The sequence below is a fragment of the Calothrix sp. UHCC 0171 genome (assembly GCF_034931845.1).
Lineage (GTDB): Bacteria > Cyanobacteriota > Cyanobacteriia > Cyanobacteriales > Nostocaceae > Brunnivagina.
The window spans coordinates 1-14,162 of sequence record NZ_JAYGHN010000069.1 but is presented as its reverse complement, the minus strand read 5'-3'; the positions used below and the strand labels follow the sequence as shown (position 1 = coordinate 14,162).

The 14,162-nt window shown below is 41.9% G+C and carries 15 protein-coding genes, 1 tRNA gene and 3 pseudogenes; 12 read left to right on the top strand and 7 right to left on the bottom strand.

Translation table 11 applies throughout. The features are described 5' to 3' along the window. Positions 1-5 precede the first annotated feature (5 nt). Positions 6-317 (top strand): annotated as a pseudogene (locus VB733_RS26160) (ISKra4 family transposase); the annotation flags it as partial. A 73-nt stretch (positions 318-390) separates the two neighbouring features. Here VB733_RS26160 and VB733_RS26155 read toward each other — a convergent pair. Continuing rightward, positions 391-543, bottom strand: coding sequence for a hypothetical protein (locus VB733_RS26155; protein WP_323342976.1), 153 nt, complete (start codon positions 541-543; stop codon positions 391-393). A 952-nt stretch (positions 544-1,495) separates the two neighbouring features. Here VB733_RS26155 and VB733_RS26150 point away from each other — a divergent pair. Both VB733_RS26150 and VB733_RS26145 read left to right on the top strand, forming a co-directional pair. Then, on the top strand, positions 1,496-1,666 hold the full coding sequence (locus VB733_RS26150) for a hypothetical protein (protein WP_323342975.1): 171 nt from the start codon (positions 1,496-1,498) through the stop codon (positions 1,664-1,666). Between the two features lie 164 nt (positions 1,667-1,830). Continuing rightward, complete coding sequence (locus tag VB733_RS26145; RefSeq protein WP_323342974.1) at positions 1,831-1,953, top strand: hypothetical protein; 123 nt, start codon at positions 1,831-1,833, stop codon at positions 1,951-1,953. Between the two features lie 26 nt (positions 1,954-1,979). Here the strand turns inward: VB733_RS26145 and VB733_RS26140 are convergent, their stop codons facing one another. Continuing rightward, positions 1,980-2,252, bottom strand: a complete 273-nt coding sequence (locus tag VB733_RS26140; RefSeq protein ID WP_323342973.1) for a hypothetical protein — start codon at positions 2,250-2,252, stop codon at positions 1,980-1,982. Positions 2,253-2,639: 387 nt separating this feature from the next. Between VB733_RS26140 and VB733_RS26135 the strand changes: the two genes are divergently transcribed. Further along, positions 2,640-3,155: a tetratricopeptide repeat protein gene (locus VB733_RS26135; RefSeq protein ID WP_323342972.1), complete on the top strand. Its 516-nt coding sequence runs from the start codon at positions 2,640-2,642 to the stop codon at positions 3,153-3,155. On the opposite strand, the pseudogene VB733_RS26130 reads toward VB733_RS26135, so the two are convergent. Next, a pseudogene (locus VB733_RS26130) lies at positions 3,065-3,650 on the bottom strand (transposase domain-containing protein); the annotation flags it as partial. The gene VB733_RS26135 and the pseudogene VB733_RS26130 sit on opposite strands and share 91 nt — an antisense overlap. A 70-nt stretch (positions 3,651-3,720) precedes the next feature. Between VB733_RS26130 and VB733_RS26125 the strand changes: the two are divergent. The 3 genes and pseudogenes from VB733_RS26125 to VB733_RS26115 all read left to right on the top strand — a co-directional run. Beyond that, a pseudogene (locus tag VB733_RS26125) lies at positions 3,721-4,011 on the top strand (transposase); the annotation flags it as partial. A gap of 280 nt (positions 4,012-4,291) precedes the next feature. Beyond that, a tRNA-Phe gene (locus VB733_RS26120) sits at positions 4,292-4,364 on the top strand. A 252-nt stretch (positions 4,365-4,616) separates the two neighbouring features. Next, on the top strand, positions 4,617-5,765 hold the full coding sequence (locus VB733_RS26115; protein WP_323342971.1) for an Arm DNA-binding domain-containing protein: 1,149 nt from the start codon (positions 4,617-4,619) through the stop codon (positions 5,763-5,765). 115 nt (positions 5,766-5,880) lie between these two features. On the opposite strand, the gene VB733_RS26110 is transcribed toward VB733_RS26115, so the two are convergent. From VB733_RS26110 to VB733_RS26100, 3 genes are all read right to left on the bottom strand, one after another. Continuing rightward, entirely contained in the window at positions 5,881-6,606 is a 726-nt protein-coding gene (locus VB733_RS26110; RefSeq protein ID WP_323342970.1) for an SDR family oxidoreductase, read from the bottom strand. 79 nt (positions 6,607-6,685) lie between these two features. Beyond that, complete coding sequence (locus VB733_RS26105) at positions 6,686-7,294, bottom strand: Crp/Fnr family transcriptional regulator (protein WP_323342969.1); 609 nt, start codon at positions 7,292-7,294, stop codon at positions 6,686-6,688. 449 nt (positions 7,295-7,743) lie between these two features. Beyond that, positions 7,744-8,373 carry a TetR/AcrR family transcriptional regulator gene (locus VB733_RS26100; RefSeq protein ID WP_323342968.1) on the bottom strand — a complete coding sequence of 210 codons (630 nt, stop codon included), beginning with the start codon at positions 8,371-8,373 and terminating at the stop codon, positions 7,744-7,746. A gap of 131 nt (positions 8,374-8,504) precedes the next feature. On the opposite strand from VB733_RS26100, the gene VB733_RS26095 reads away from it, so the two are divergent. The 5 genes from VB733_RS26095 to VB733_RS26075 all read left to right on the top strand — a co-directional run bounded on the left by VB733_RS26095 (position 8,505) and on the right by VB733_RS26075 (position 12,085). Beyond that, positions 8,505-9,779, top strand: coding sequence for a glycosyltransferase (locus tag VB733_RS26095; protein WP_323342967.1), 1,275 nt, complete (start codon positions 8,505-8,507; stop codon positions 9,777-9,779). Positions 9,780-9,941: 162 nt separating this feature from the next. Beyond that, complete coding sequence (locus VB733_RS26090) at positions 9,942-10,289, top strand: hypothetical protein (protein ID WP_323342966.1); 348 nt, start codon at positions 9,942-9,944, stop codon at positions 10,287-10,289. A gap of 111 nt (positions 10,290-10,400) precedes the next feature. Beyond that, the gene (locus VB733_RS26085; RefSeq protein WP_323342965.1) at positions 10,401-11,207 is read left to right on the top strand and encodes a DNA alkylation repair protein; all 807 of its coding nucleotides are present in this window, start codon (positions 10,401-10,403) and stop codon (positions 11,205-11,207) included. Then, positions 11,195-11,650, top strand: a complete 456-nt coding sequence (locus tag VB733_RS26080) for a protein tyrosine phosphatase family protein (protein ID WP_323342964.1) — start codon at positions 11,195-11,197, stop codon at positions 11,648-11,650. The genes VB733_RS26085 and VB733_RS26080 overlap by 13 nt, the downstream gene beginning before the upstream one ends. Positions 11,651-11,710: 60 nt before the next feature. Beyond that, the gene (locus tag VB733_RS26075; protein WP_323342963.1) at positions 11,711-12,085 is read left to right on the top strand and encodes a nuclear transport factor 2 family protein; all 375 of its coding nucleotides are present in this window, start codon (positions 11,711-11,713) and stop codon (positions 12,083-12,085) included. Positions 12,086-12,179: 94 nt separating this feature from the next. Here VB733_RS26075 and VB733_RS26070 read toward each other — a convergent pair. After that, a partial coding sequence (locus tag VB733_RS26070; RefSeq protein WP_323342962.1) for a plasmid replication protein, CyRepA1 family occupies positions 12,180-14,162 on the bottom strand: 1,983 nt, incomplete at its 5' end.

Sequence of the window (14,162 nt, the reverse complement as noted above, 5' to 3'; positions counted from 1 at the left end):
TTTAAAGAATTAACAAGGCAAAAAGCCTGCTTTGGCAAGGGAAAGTTGATGATGCAATCACCTGCAAAGCAGACTGCAAACTCAAGCAAGCTGAAAATTTCTGTGTTTACCTTGAGAAACATCGACACCGAATCGTCAATTATCAATATTATCAAGCCGAACAAATTTGTTCTATTGGCTCTGGAGCTATTGAATCTACTGTTAAACAGATTGATCGTAGAACTAAAATTTCCGGTGCACAATGGAAAGTTGAGAATGTTCCTCAAGTCATCGCTCATCGTTGTGCTTACCTTAATGGATTAATCTTTGCTCGCTAAATAAAAAGTGGGATGCTCCCGTTTTTCTAGAGTTGTTAGGTCAATTATTACTTGTAAAAATGGTCTACGCCCTCTACCAGATGACGACAATGACTTGACAACTGTTTGTAATACATGATGACGAATTATCCGAATCATTTTCCTTGTTGACTGCGGGTCCGCCCCCAATCACAAGTACATCAACTTCTTGAGTGATGTCAAAATCGGTTGTCAATGTGTTAAGCATGAATAATTCTTCTCCCATCGATAAAGTCTTCAGGGCTGTTCTCGCCCTATCGATGCCGCAGGTCAAGAGTCTAAACTTTTTTTCACTGCCTTCATTCGGCAGAACAATAGATATCAGCAGATATTAACTATCTGTCTATTTCTAGTTAATTCGCTCAAGTTAACTGTAGAAGAGAATCTCTATCTCCTAATCTACTAAAACTTGATTGATTTACCGTATCTTATTACAAGAATAAAGTTTTTCACAGTTGGCGGCAAAAAGCAAGTAGCCTGTGAAGTTATTTTCAAAATGATACAAATCTTGGTGTCAAATATGTGAATTACATCAATTTCGGGAATTTCTGGTTTTCAGAATAAATGCACATAATATGTAGAAATGTATCAATCTCAATCAATCACATATTCCGATAATCTGCGAGCAAAGTCTCAAAACTATGACAAGATTACTTGTGTTTTAAAACTAGATATGGCAACATCCAATGTTAAGGGAAAACACGATAAATCAATCTACTTACCGTTGTTTGATGCCAAAAAGCTAAAAACGGTTATTGACCCTATACAGTCGATGGTTCAGTACAATAATAGTGACTACAATAACAAACAGCCAAGGTTTCTACTATAACTGAATTAGCTGCAATTGAGGGAAATTACTCAACTAATCAGCATAAAGATTTACCTAAATTAAAGGCGATAGATTTTCAATCCACTCGGAAAGTGATTGCTCTTGCTTACAAGCGTAGTTCTATAGGCAAAAAATTGTCTGATGCTTTTTATGAGGTATTAATCAATGCTTGGTAATTAACTCGAAAGGTTCTACTGGTATCCGTCCAAGTCAGTTGACGCAACACTAAATAAAGGAACGAGCGCCTACGGTGATGGTGTTGTTACAACCCGCAATACATTGCAGAAATATTACGACCAGTCAGAGTTAAAAATTTACATTCGACCAAGTTTTGGGTGTTGATGCTATTCCAGTAGCTTTAGGTATTTACTTTGTGTTTCAGAATGAAGCCCAAACCAAATTATTTCGGGCTTCCCGTTCCCGTTTCCGTGCGACAACACCCAGGGTCAGGGTACAACTTAATAATGGTTTAAATATTACCAGGACTTACTTTTACTACTGATGGCTTTTGTTACCGAACGAGGACGCTTGCCAACTAAGGGCGAATTACCTGAAGCAGCAGAGATTACCGCCGAATTTGGCACATTAAATCGATCCTATCGTGTGATTTAACTCGCCGACCTTGAAGAATGGGCAGCGATCACGCAAAAACGTCGCCAAGATTTGATGCTGTATTTTGCCCTCTGTCAATTTAGCCGCCGTCCCAAACTAGCAGATTTAGCACCCACAGTCCAAGAAGATATTAAAGCCTTATTCGGTACCTACTTCGCGATCGCCTTCTTCCCATAAAGCTTCTTCAAACCGTGAACTCTCCATTAATTAGGATACTGTCGCATCATCTCTCCAATTTCCACTGCTTCCCCATCCACCGTATACACAAAACCTGCCGACATCGCAATAACAATCCGTTCCCTCCGCAAGGACTCAAACCAGGCTTTTACCCCCGCATCCACAGTATTTTTCGGCTTTTCTCCGCTTTTGCAACTGTTGATAAACAAACCCGTGGGATTATTACACCATCCCTCGTTTATCGCTTCCTTCACACGAGCGATCGCATCTTGCACATTCTCCCCATGCTTCTTAATCACCCCCAAACATGGCTCCGGGTTAATTCGTAATCGTTTTAACGCAGCACAGGTTGGTAAATATTGTGTTATGAATCTGTGGTGGAATCTGCATATGTTGCCACTACTCAGGAATAGTAGGAAAGTGAAATGCAGTTGTTTAGGGCTGTATCGCTGGAGGAGGAACCAAATTTGTGCGGTTTCTCCCATTTATCGTGCGATTAGTGAGGGAATGATAGTTTTTTTCGTTGCGGAAACTGAAACCGGGTTTATTGGTTCTTCATTTTGGCTTTAAAGTACCAATATGTAATTCAGTATATTCTCTAGAAACGACAAATATTTTCTTGACACATATTACGTATTTATACGGTATTTTCTTCATGCAAATAATTACTAGTGGGGAGTGTGAAAATGACACGGTGCAAGAAAAACAGGGAAAAATTCGGTCTTTTTCTACCAAAATTCATCCATTACGGTTTGATTGGTTTGCTGAGTGTAGTTTTATTGTCAGAATCGGTGGGGGCAAGGGGGACGTTAGCACAGTCGCAAATAGCACAGCAGCCAACAACACAGCCAGATGCAACCCGTGCAGAAGCCGAGAAGTTAATGAACGAAGGGATGCAACTATATCGGCAAGGAACCGCAGAATCACTGGTTGCAGCTATAAAGAAATGGGAACAAGCGCTGCTTTTGTGGCGGAAATTAGATGATAAGAAATCGCAAGCTACAACCCTGAATACTATCGGTCGTGTCTACTCTAGTTTAGGAGACAAACAGCAAGCACTCAAGTTTTATAACCAATCTCTGCCTTTAAGCATCGAAGTGGGGGATAAATCAATACGGTATGGACACATTAATGCATCAACGATTAAATGTGTTCCGGCTTCAATCAATAGAACTAAGCGAACTTTGGGAAAAGATGCTTGAGTTCCGGGACGACTACCTGGATATCCAAACACCGTGGCGTTTGCCTCCGTATCCGGTACATCGAATAATGTTCCATCTACTGCCATTATTCGTAGTCCTCCAAGAAAAGCTTCCGGAGTCTCGACTGTTGCTAGAGGACGCACTACTAGATGGAACAGACGAGTTATCACCCCAGACCCTATCCTTTGTCGTGCTTCGGTAATTGATGATTTGCAAGGTACTCGCCAATATAAACCTACTTTTACCCAAGTTTCGCTTAAACCATCAACCAAATTTTTCAGCACCGTTCGATATTGTTGCCTTTGACCACAAGCTCATGGCGATGATTAAACAGACCACCAAATGCGAGGGCAAAGCTCTTTTGCGTTCTTCGATCGCTTTTGCGTCACCGAGCGCTTGTTCTATCGCGCTCCGTGGAATAGCTGTTTCTAACGCTTTAAACACCGTACCTGATTCTACATTCGGCACAAATAAGGAGAATTCTTTGAGTTGCATTTTTGCCTTTTGCACCCTGATGACAATTCTCAGTTTACATGGTTTGTGCCCTTAACCGAACCGTATTGGGGATGGTGCTAGTTACCATCGCTCTCAAGATGTTCGAGCTTTCTTGGACTCCATCAATCAAGGTTTGTCCACTGAACAATGGAAAATACATTGTGTCCGCTTTGCTCCCAATTGCCCGGAGCAAAACCCTATAGAGGATATTTGGTTGCAAGCCAAAACTTGGGTTCGACGTTTCTGCGCTTTAATTCCAACATTTCGCCATTTAAAGTGGATGTTTGAGTGGTTTATCCGACACACTACCTTTGATTTCCCTACCCTTCAAATGTACGGAGCTTATTCAAAAATCAAATAGGATTCCTATAGTAAGAAGTTAATGGATAATCGTAATTATCTTGAATGTTATCTAGGATAAAAATGATACAATAAATTTAAAATAATTACGATATTGAAATTGTGTATAAAAAGCGTTAATGTGCTAAAGAAGCCGTGAGATACAACTATCTCACGGCTAGCAACCAATTAAAAACAGCTAGCAAGTAATCAAAACTCTATAAAAATATTTTCCAAAAGATATTGCATAATCTGAAAGTATTTGCTAAATTTATTAATCGTTGACTAAAACAAACACATCAGCCGGGATAGCTCAGTTGGTAGAGCAGAGGACTGAAAATCCTCGTGTCACGAGTTCAAGTCTCGTTCCTGGCATAATCCCCAAAACCCCTGCAAAGCACACCTTTCAGGGGTTTTTAATTTCCACTAAAACCCCATTTCAGCTATTTTAAGGGCGTAAATTTGGTGTAAGAATATGCCGACGTTGGACATTTTTGGACAAGTTTGGACATTTTATTGGGGTAAATTTGGGGTAAATCAGAGCGCGCTGATTTCAATGTTTTCAAGGCATGGGGTAACTTGCTAGCTGTTTCCCCGTGTCTTGGCTTGAATTTCAGGAGTAGTAGTGTGGGTTCCAAAGCCTCGAAGGGTACTGTCCAAATCAAAATCTCGAACGATCGCCTGCAACTGGTTTTTAGTTTTGGGGGTAAACGCCATTATCTTTCAACCGGGTATACCGATAGCAAAGCCAATCGCAAGTTGGCGGAAATGAAGGCTCGACAAATCGAGTTGGATATTCTCTGCAACAATTTTGATGTGACGTTGGAAAAGTACAAGCCTCAATCTCAGCAGGTTGAATTTACAACAACTAGCGAGAATAAAACCCATGCTTCCTTAGCGGATTTATGGGATAGCTATACCGAGTACAAGCGATCGAGTTTATCCCCCAGTACTTTGGCGAAGGATTACCATAAAATTTATCGCTGTATAAGTGTGCATTTACCAGTAAGGACTTTGGATAAAGCGATCGCAATTCGGGATTGGTTGGTTGCGAATAAAAGCCCCTTGTCAGCGAAGAAGATTTTGACTCAGTTTTCGGCTTGTTGCGATTGGGCTGTTAGGTCTGGGTTGATTGGGGAAAACCCGTTTGAGGGGATGGCAAGTGACATTAAGGTGCCAAAGGGCGATTATGAGGAGACGGATATTAACCCTTTTAGTTTGGAGGAACGCGATCGCATTATCCGAGCATTCCAAGAAAACCGTTATTACAAGCATTACGCACCGTTGATTGAGTTTTTATTTATCACTGGTTGCCGACCATCGGAGGCTGTAGCTTTGCAGTGGAAGCATGTTGCGATCGATTTTACGGTGCTTCGATTTGAGCAGGCTGTGGTGATTTCGTCGTCGGGGTTAACTTGTAAGCCGGGGTTGAAGACACAGAAGAAGCGACTTTTTCCGATTAATCAACGTTTAGCTGGGTTATTGAGGTCGATAAAGCCTGTTGGTGTGTCGGATGATGGGAAAGTTTTTCCTTCGCCAGATGGGAAGTGGATTGATGTGCATAATCTCAGCCGACGGGCTTGGAGGACTGTGTTAGCAAGTTTGGATGGTGTGAAATATAGAAAACTTTACCAAACTCGGCATACGTTTATTACGATGGCTTTGAAGAATGGGGTGGATGTTAAGGATGTGGCGACTATGGTGGGGAATTCGCCGGAGATTATTTATCGCCATTATGCGGGGCAAAGTCGGGAGTTGGTTTTGCCGGAGTTTTAGGAGTTGGGGAGTGCGATAGTTTGTAGGGGTTCGGGGTGCGATCGCATTATTTACGATATCTAGCTCCTCTGGAGCGGGATCAATTTTTTCAATATCTCCCAATCTCCCAATATCTTTAAAGCCCAGGACGCATGATACGTTCTGCGAGCGTTGGCATTAGCCTCTGAAGGAAAAACAGTAATTTGGTTTTACCAATGCGTATCTCAGGGCAATCGCGGCTAAAATCCCGCCAAAATTCTTCAACTAATGCTTCTGGTGTAATCTTTCCCCGTCCTCTTCCTTGAGTCATTGCCGTATCTACAATCGGCGGAATAATCTCAAAGACTCGTACAGACGTTGCTTCTAACTGCCAGCGTAAGGTTTTACTAAAACTGTGTAGTGCAGCTTTACTGGCGCAATAGGTGGGGGCACTTTGCTTGGGGACAATTCCTAACCCAGATGAAACGTTAATAATCGCTGCTGTAGAATGACTCAAAAGCTGTGGTAGAAAAAGTTTGGTTAGATATAGTGGACTGAGTAAGTTAATGTCGAGTTCGTCGGTAATTTGCTCAACTGCGATCGCTGGATCGGCGAAATCATAGTTATACTGAACACCTGCATTATTGATCAGAATGTTCACATCAGGGTAATTATAGACCAGTTTATCGAGGGCTAGGCGATCGCGCATATCCGCAAGTTCGACTGTTATAGCTGGCAGTTGATGTCTCACAGCTTGCGCTTTTTCAGCATTGGTACCTGTTACAATCACGGTATTTCTTTCTCGCAGAAACCGTTGCGTTAAAGCCAGACCGATGCCAGATGTCCCACCTGTAATCAAAACTGTGTTATGGTTTGTCTTCACAAATTACTCCAGTCATTTAAAGATTGAAGTTATCCTAAACAGTTATTCCCAGGATTTCATTAACATAGGTTAACTGTCATTATCCTGAAGCGACTCCTGTGGAGTATCGCAGTTGGGCACGAATGCGGCTTAAGGTAACAGGGGTAATGCCAAGATAGGATGCAATATGATGTTGCTTTATGCGTGTTTCCAAGCCAGGATATTCTGCTTGAAAATTTAAATAGCGCGTTGTCGCATCATCTAAGAGCAAGGAACTTTCCCGTTTTTCTTTCTTAATGAACAAAAATTCTGCAATTTTGGAATTCAGGCTTTGCCAACAGGGATGCATTGTTGACAGTTCTCGAAAGACTGCATAATCAGCAATCATTAATTTTGTATCTTCCAATGCCTGAATAAACAGTCGTGAGGGCTGCTGCAATAACAAAGCACTATAAGCTGCTACAAAACTATTTTCAGTACAGAATGATTTCGAGTATTCGTTGCCATCCGAATCAGCATAATATAAGCGTAGAATACCTGACATCACAATCCCGATAGTTTTGGGCATCTCACCCGCCCGCACAAAAAACTCACCCCGTTTCAAGAAGGTAGTTTGAAATAGTTTTACAGCTTTGATAGCTTCCTCGTCTGGTAGATCGATAAGCGATCGCAGGATGAGGGTTACTTGGGTGAAATCTTGAGTCAACATATCCAGAGGGCTATGTATCGATTAGTCATACTGTTCAATATGATAGCTCCAGGGCGACAAAAGAAATATCGAACTCTAACAAACTATGTTTAAGCAACTGATTCCATCTAGAGATGTCAGCAGTACAAATACACTTTCAATTTGCCTAATGGGACTTAGACAAAAATTAGCCTCAAAAAGGTGTCAAATGTATATACAGAAAGACTTTGACATCAATTGACCTAGTTTCTTGATATATCTAGGGTTGGCGCATTTTTTAGCCCTTGATGTATTTTCTTTGTCCTGTATAGGCTTGAGCCTTGTTTTTGTCTCAAAAATGTTTAAGTCCCGCTAACATACCACTACTTCAAACCAGCTTACCTAGTAGAGTTTGAGCGATACTCCTTTGGAGCGATCTAAGCGCAGAGCGCAAGCTACACCAACGACGATCGCATTATTTACAAAAACCTTTAACCTGGTAGTGATTCTAAAGGTTTGAAAGCGATCGCATGAGCATCGGCATCCTCAATACCTAATGTCTTCAAAATCAGTTTGGTAATATGCTCAGGATAATCAGGCTGTGTATGCCCTTCCAGAATACTACGCATAGCCATTAGTCCCGTACCCAAAATCAAATCAATCGCCGCTTTTTCATTCTCAACTTGAAAGCGGTTTAAGCGGATACCACCCTGCAAATCCGTCATTACACCCCTTTCGATTGTTTCACTCAACGGGGCAGCCACCAATCCAATTCGCACAATTACCCATCCCCAAGTTGTATCGCGTACCGATTGATGCAGAAATTGACGAATAGCGATCGCCATGCGTTCGGCTGGGTCATCAATGGTAACAGACTGTGCCCAAATCTTTTGATTCATCTCATCGCTCAATGATGCCGCAACAGCCTTGAGTACATCCTCTCGCGTTTGAAAATAATTATAGAAAGTACCCCTAGCAACTGCTGCTTCCGCAATAATTTCGTCAATAGTAACTGCATCCATCTCTTTGCGCGCAAATACCCGATAGGCAGCTTCAATCAGTTTTGTCCGCGTCCGCTCCCGCTTTTCCAAACCAATTGATGCTCGACGTGATGGTTCCATATTTCAAAGATGAAGATAGCTATGAACTGAATTATAACTTTAAATTGACACTCATATCAAATTGACGCTAACATCAAACTGACACGAATGTCATTTAAGTATGAAAATAACAGCCAAAAGGAGCCTCACCTATGCGTATCGCAATAATTGCTATGGGGAGTCAGGGGGATGTTCAACCTTATATTGCTTTGGGAAAGGGTTTGCAGGAAGTTGGTTATCGGGTGCGACTTGTGACCCATGAAAACTTTGCAGAACTGGTCAATTCCCACGGGTTAGAATTCTGCCCTGTCCGGGGTGATATCCAATCCATTGCGGAAACAAAGGAAATGCGGGAACTGTTGGAGAAAGGAAATTTCCTGGCGATTACTTCGTACACAGCAAAACAAGCCCAACGGGCAGCAATTGATTGGGCTAATGACGGTATAGTTGCCTGTGAGAAAATGGATTTGTTGATTGTGGGAGTTGGGGGACTGTACTTGGGACTTGCCCTAGCAGAGAAGTTGGGATTGCCATTGCTACAAGCCTATGTTTTTCCCTTTACACCCACAAAAGCCTTTCCGAGTGTGCTTTTTCCCCAATCCCTATCCCAGCTTGGAGGTTGGTTTAATCATTTGTCCCACCATTTGACCAGACAAATAATGTGGCAAGGATTTCGGACAGGCGATCGCTTGATGCGACAGCAAGTGCTGGGTTTAAAAGCTGCCTCATTTTGGGGAGCATACAACAGTGAAATTCTACAGCAATACCCAATTCTCTATGGTTTCAGCCCGTCGGTAATCCCTAAACCATCAGATTGGCATAATACCCATGTAACTGGCTATTGGTTTTTGGATTCAGCACCAGATTGGCAACCACCCTCAGCTTTGATGGAGTTTCTGGAAAATGGTTCACCTCCTATTTATATTGGGTTTGGGAGTATGAGTAATAAAAACCCGGAAGAGACTACCGCACTTGTTCTGGAAGCTCTGGAGCAAACTCAACAACGTGCCATTCTGCTCTCTGGTTGGGGTGGTTTGGGTACACAAAATTTACCCAATACAATTTTTCCGATAGATTCAATACCTCACTCCTGGCTATTTCCCCGTGTTGCAGCTGTTGTGCATCATGGTGGTGCGGGGACAACATCTGCTGGTCTTCGGGCTGGAATTCCGACAATTATTATTCCTTACTTTGGAGACCAAGGTTTTTGGGGAGAGCGTGTGGCTCAATTAGGGGTTGGAGTCAAACCAATTCCACGCAAACAACTCACAGCACAAAAACTTGCAGAAGCGATTCAACAGGTTTTGACAGATGCAGATATGCGTCAACGTGCAGCGAATCTAGGAGCAAGAATTCAAGCTGAAGAGGGAATTGCAGGTGCAGTTGCTGTGGTTGAAGAAATCAGAAAAAATGTTACATGTAGCTAAAATAAGTTATTCGTATTGTTTCCTTTCAATATTTACATGAATAGTAAATTTAACTGGATTGCTTTGTGTCTATGTTTACCAACTCTTTTATCCTGCACTATTTTGATAGCCAGCAAACCTAGCAACAGCGAAATCCCCAAAGTTAATCATAGGAAGACTTCTATGGAGGAACTAAAAATAGTTAGGAATCGTGAAGATTTGGCTAGTTTGAATGGCAAGAAAGTCAAACTTGTAGGATATTACACATCACAATCTAGTAAACCCACAGTTACAGGAAATCCAGATTTTCAAGGTGTTTATATCAAATCTCAAATTGTGCTGGAGGATGGTACAGTCATACATATTTTCCCATCCTGGAACAAACAATCATTGCGATCGCCCTCGGAAGTGCAAAAGTATAAGGGTAAAATTGTCCAAGGGATAGGAGTGGTTGAATTTGAAGTTGCGTCTATAATGAATTCCCAAACAAGGGAGTCCTTCATTAATTTGGAAGAATTCAAAGATAATTAAAATAAAAGCAATAGCGATGTGAAAGTAGCCACTCCCTACCTTCTGGGAACCTTACAGGAAACGGGAGTCTCGCACTACTTAACAGATTTCTAGAATAAATAAAGGTAATGAATGGCACAATACCTGATTACCCAACTCCAAGAACAATTAGCCCAAGCGGGTGATAGTAAAACTAAGGAATGGTGGGAAGCTTATCTCAAACATTCCCTACCTTTTCGCGGACTGAAATTACCCCAAGTTAGAGCAATATTACATTCCTGGGCAAAAACCGCCAATTTTTCCAGCCAACCAGTAACTCAACAATTTGATACAGCTATTGCTTTAATTCAAGAATCTTGGGGAGAGGATAAATTAGCGGGGATTCTCTTGCTACAAGAATTTTTGATCAAACACCGCTTGATTAATTGGGAATCGGATTTACCAAAATTCGCAACCTTATTCGATAAAGCTGATATCAAAGAGTGGAATACCTGCGATTGGTTTTGTGTCAAAGTTCTCAATCCCCTCATCAAACAGCAGGGAAAACCCTGTGCAGAGGCAATAATGCAATGGTGTGAAGCTGAAAATGTATGGCGTAAACGAGCATCAGTTGTTAGTTTCGTCAATATTGCCAAACATGGGGAAAGTAATTTTCCCGGTTTTAGCCAAATGTTGCTCCATACCTGTGGAGTAGTGGTTCAATCTTCAGAAAGGTTCGCGCAAACTGGTATGGGATGGGCTTTACGAGAATTGAGTTTGAGCAATAGGGATTTAGTCATTGACTTCATCAAAACTAATAGCATTTATTTTTCCAGCGAGGGGTTGCGCTATGGGATAGAAAAATTTCCACCCGATTTACAACAGCAACTCAAACAATATCGACAGGAAAAATTAAAATCTAAAAATAAGCCGAAATCAAACATCCCATGTCTTCCCTAGCACAAATCGAAGCATTTCTCCCTGTTTCCTTTACTATTACCACCTCTGGACAGCCAACCCCAGAACAGTTTGCAGATATCGCATCAGCAGGATATAGCCTAGTTATTAACCTAGCTACCCCCGCATCAACTGACTGGAATCCCGAAGAAAATAGCATTGTTGAAAATCTGGGAATGGAATATATCGGGATTCCCATCGACTGGGATAATCCTACCCTTAGCGATTTTGATGAACTTGCTGCAAAACTCAATAAGAATCCAGAGCGAAAAATCTGGGTACATTGTGCCAAAAATATGCGTGTCTCGGCAATGATGTACCTCTACCATCGACTTCACAGAGGTTACACAGAAGTTTCAGCCCGTCGCTATCTAGAACAGATTTGGCAACCAAATCAAATTTGGCAGAATTTTATCGATGCTGTGATGGAATTGCATGGGGAGTGATAGCTTGGAAGTCTGTAGTTGTAAAGAACCAATCTTAGTCATATCTAAATATTAACCAGTATGGACACCAGCAACAAAACCCAAGTTATAGCTAACGAGAAAAAACTTCTAGAAGCGATGAAAAGCAATAATTTAGAGCTTTTAGATCAGCTACTCCATGACGATTTACTCTTCAACGGACCCGATGGTAAAACAGCAACCAAAGCGATTGATATGGCAAATTACCGTTCGGGAAATATTAACCTGCATACAGTGGAATCAAGCGATTTAATCCTAAACGCGATTAATGACAATATTGTTGTTGCTGTCACAGTCGAAATTCAAGGAAACTATTTAGGGCAGGAAATCAACGGCAAATTCCGTTATCTGCGGGTTTGGCAGCGATTTGAAAATAATTGGCAAGTGATTGCAGGAAGCGTGGTTTCACTCCAGTGATAGCTCAAATATCACGCTTGCACCCATACTCTCAAAAATATTTGGGGAATTACCAGTCGCTTGTGTCCAATTTCAGGATATGTAATTACTATATTTATTCAGTTTGGACACCCAGTCCAGAACTTTTTAACCATTTGATAAAAATCTCATCCCGTCCATCTTTTGGCTCGACAAATTCATACACCCGTTCCCGTTTCCCCCTACTTCCCAATCGTCCCACATAGGACAAACTCAACCCCAATTTATCTAACAGGGTGTGAACAATTGCCATCGGAGTCATCCCCTCGGACACTGAAACCCCCAAGTAATTTTTGATAACGTACCGATTCTCAACGGCTACCTGTTTAAGTTTCAGCGTTGCAGCATCAGAACCGCGAAACATCACCCCAGGTGTCAGGAAATAGCGAATATTCATATCCTCCAAAATCAACACCTTAGCCAATAGGAGCGATCGATTAAAATCCGGCTTCCAAATCGCATTTTCCCCGGCTTCAATTTGCATCTTCGCAGTTGCTACATCGCGTTGGGGAAGTAGCTCTCGCCCCAAAGTCATGAAATAATGCAACCGCAATTGAGGATACCAACCATCGTCATCTCTCCAAACCAGTATAGTGGTCACTTCAACCCCATAACGTTGTTGCAGCAATGCTTTTCGCTCCTGATACCTCTCAATCTTCGTCTTATTTTTCTTGTCCTGCAACTTTTTTAGCCCAGACTCCGAGATATCCTCCGCATCTGCCACAGCTTTGTATTCATCCAGCTTTAATTCACGGGATATCAGCTTGACCTCTTCAAAAATCCCTTGACTTTCAACTTCGGGAATCTTCTGTGCATCGATAATTTCATAGCCATCTTCTTCCAAACCCTTCAAAACAAAATCCTGATAGTGATGCATTTGAGCATTGACAACACAAGCTCGTTTTGCCCAATTTTGCAGGGATTCGGGTTGAAATTTCTCATCAATGCAACTGTAATCTGCGTTATCGGCTTCGGAAAGTAAAGCTATATTCGCTCTTGTGGCTGCATGTTGACTAGAAAGAAGCGAGCCCATTGATGTAGAAGCGTTTCCCACAGTTCCAACTCCGCGACTTCTTACCCAAATATGGCGATCTAAATTTTCGCGTAATCTAGCTAACATTTGTCGGACAGAGTTTGCAGATTGCACTCCCTGAAAAATTCCCCATACTGCTTGAAAATGACCTTGAATATCAATCGATACTCCGGTTTCCAGACTTGGGGAAGCAATTACTAAGTCATACTCAGTGAGGATTTGGTTAAGATTGGCAATGCAACCGTAAGCAGGGTGATTAGGGTCAGAAACAGACTCACTATCGATTCGCAAAATCTTCAAATCTGGGAATTTGCGACGAAATCTTTCTTCTAATGCTTGAGTTCCCCACTTTGATTTTGCCTTCTGAGCAGAACAAAGTAGCAGATGGGAAGATGCAGTATAAGATTCGTCTTGTTCATTACTCTTGGACTCGTCCCCTGGAGTTAGAGTTTGTTTACTTGTAGCAATCGCTTTATCCAGTGATACGACTAAATCCTTGGGATTGGAGCCTTTGTAGGTGTAGCATTTGCCAGCTTTTGGTTGGTAATCGTTGACAATGATGAATGGTTTTACCTGAATCTCACCAGCCAAAGACAATAGGTACTCAACATCACAATCCGACACATCAGCACTAGCAAGATAAATCTTTCCTTCCGGACTACCTAATACATTTTGAATCAGTAGCTTGAGATTTTTTAATACGGCAACGCGACGTTTTGCGACTTCAGTTCCCGAATTGAGGAGATGCCAAAATACCTGGTCACACTCGTCGATGATTACTGTGTCATTGTGCCAATCATTGGGGTTGAATCGAGCTTGACTTTGATGATGTAGAGAATCGATACAGACTCCATAACCGAGCAAATCACCAGTTCCAGAATCGCGAACTTCCGTGACGTAATTCACTCCAAACCTCTTACATAACGCCTCTCCCAGTTGAATTCGATGGGTAATAATTAATACTCTACGATTGCGCTCGTGGGCTTTGGCAACTTCACCAACTAGCCATTGAGTTTTACCCGTTCC

What these genes read in the sequence shown, in the direction of transcription:
- VB733_RS26155 (WP_323342976.1), bottom strand. Translation starts at nt 543, where the DNA reads ATGCTTAACACATTGACAACCGATTTTGACATCACTCAAGAAGTTGAT.
- VB733_RS26145 (WP_323342974.1), top strand. Translation starts at nt 1,831, where the DNA reads ATGCTGTATTTTGCCCTCTGTCAATTTAGCCGCCGTCCCAAACTAGCA.
- VB733_RS26135 (WP_323342972.1), top strand. Translation starts at nt 2,640, where the DNA reads ATGACACGGTGCAAGAAAAACAGGGAAAAATTCGGTCTTTTTCTACCA.
- VB733_RS26105 (WP_323342969.1), bottom strand. Translation starts at nt 7,294, where the DNA reads ATGTTGACTCAAGATTTCACCCAAGTAACCCTCATCCTGCGATCGCTT.
- VB733_RS26100 (WP_323342968.1), bottom strand. Translation starts at nt 8,373, where the DNA reads ATGGAACCATCACGTCGAGCATCAATTGGTTTGGAAAAGCGGGAGCGG.
- VB733_RS26095 (WP_323342967.1), top strand. Translation starts at nt 8,505, where the DNA reads ATGCGTATCGCAATAATTGCTATGGGGAGTCAGGGGGATGTTCAACCT.
- VB733_RS26090 (WP_323342966.1), top strand. Translation starts at nt 9,942, where the DNA reads ATGGAGGAACTAAAAATAGTTAGGAATCGTGAAGATTTGGCTAGTTTG.
- VB733_RS26085 (WP_323342965.1), top strand. Translation starts at nt 10,401, where the DNA reads ATGGCACAATACCTGATTACCCAACTCCAAGAACAATTAGCCCAAGCG.
- VB733_RS26080 (WP_323342964.1), top strand. Translation starts at nt 11,195, where the DNA reads ATGTCTTCCCTAGCACAAATCGAAGCATTTCTCCCTGTTTCCTTTACT.
- VB733_RS26075 (WP_323342963.1), top strand. Translation starts at nt 11,711, where the DNA reads ATGGACACCAGCAACAAAACCCAAGTTATAGCTAACGAGAAAAAACTT.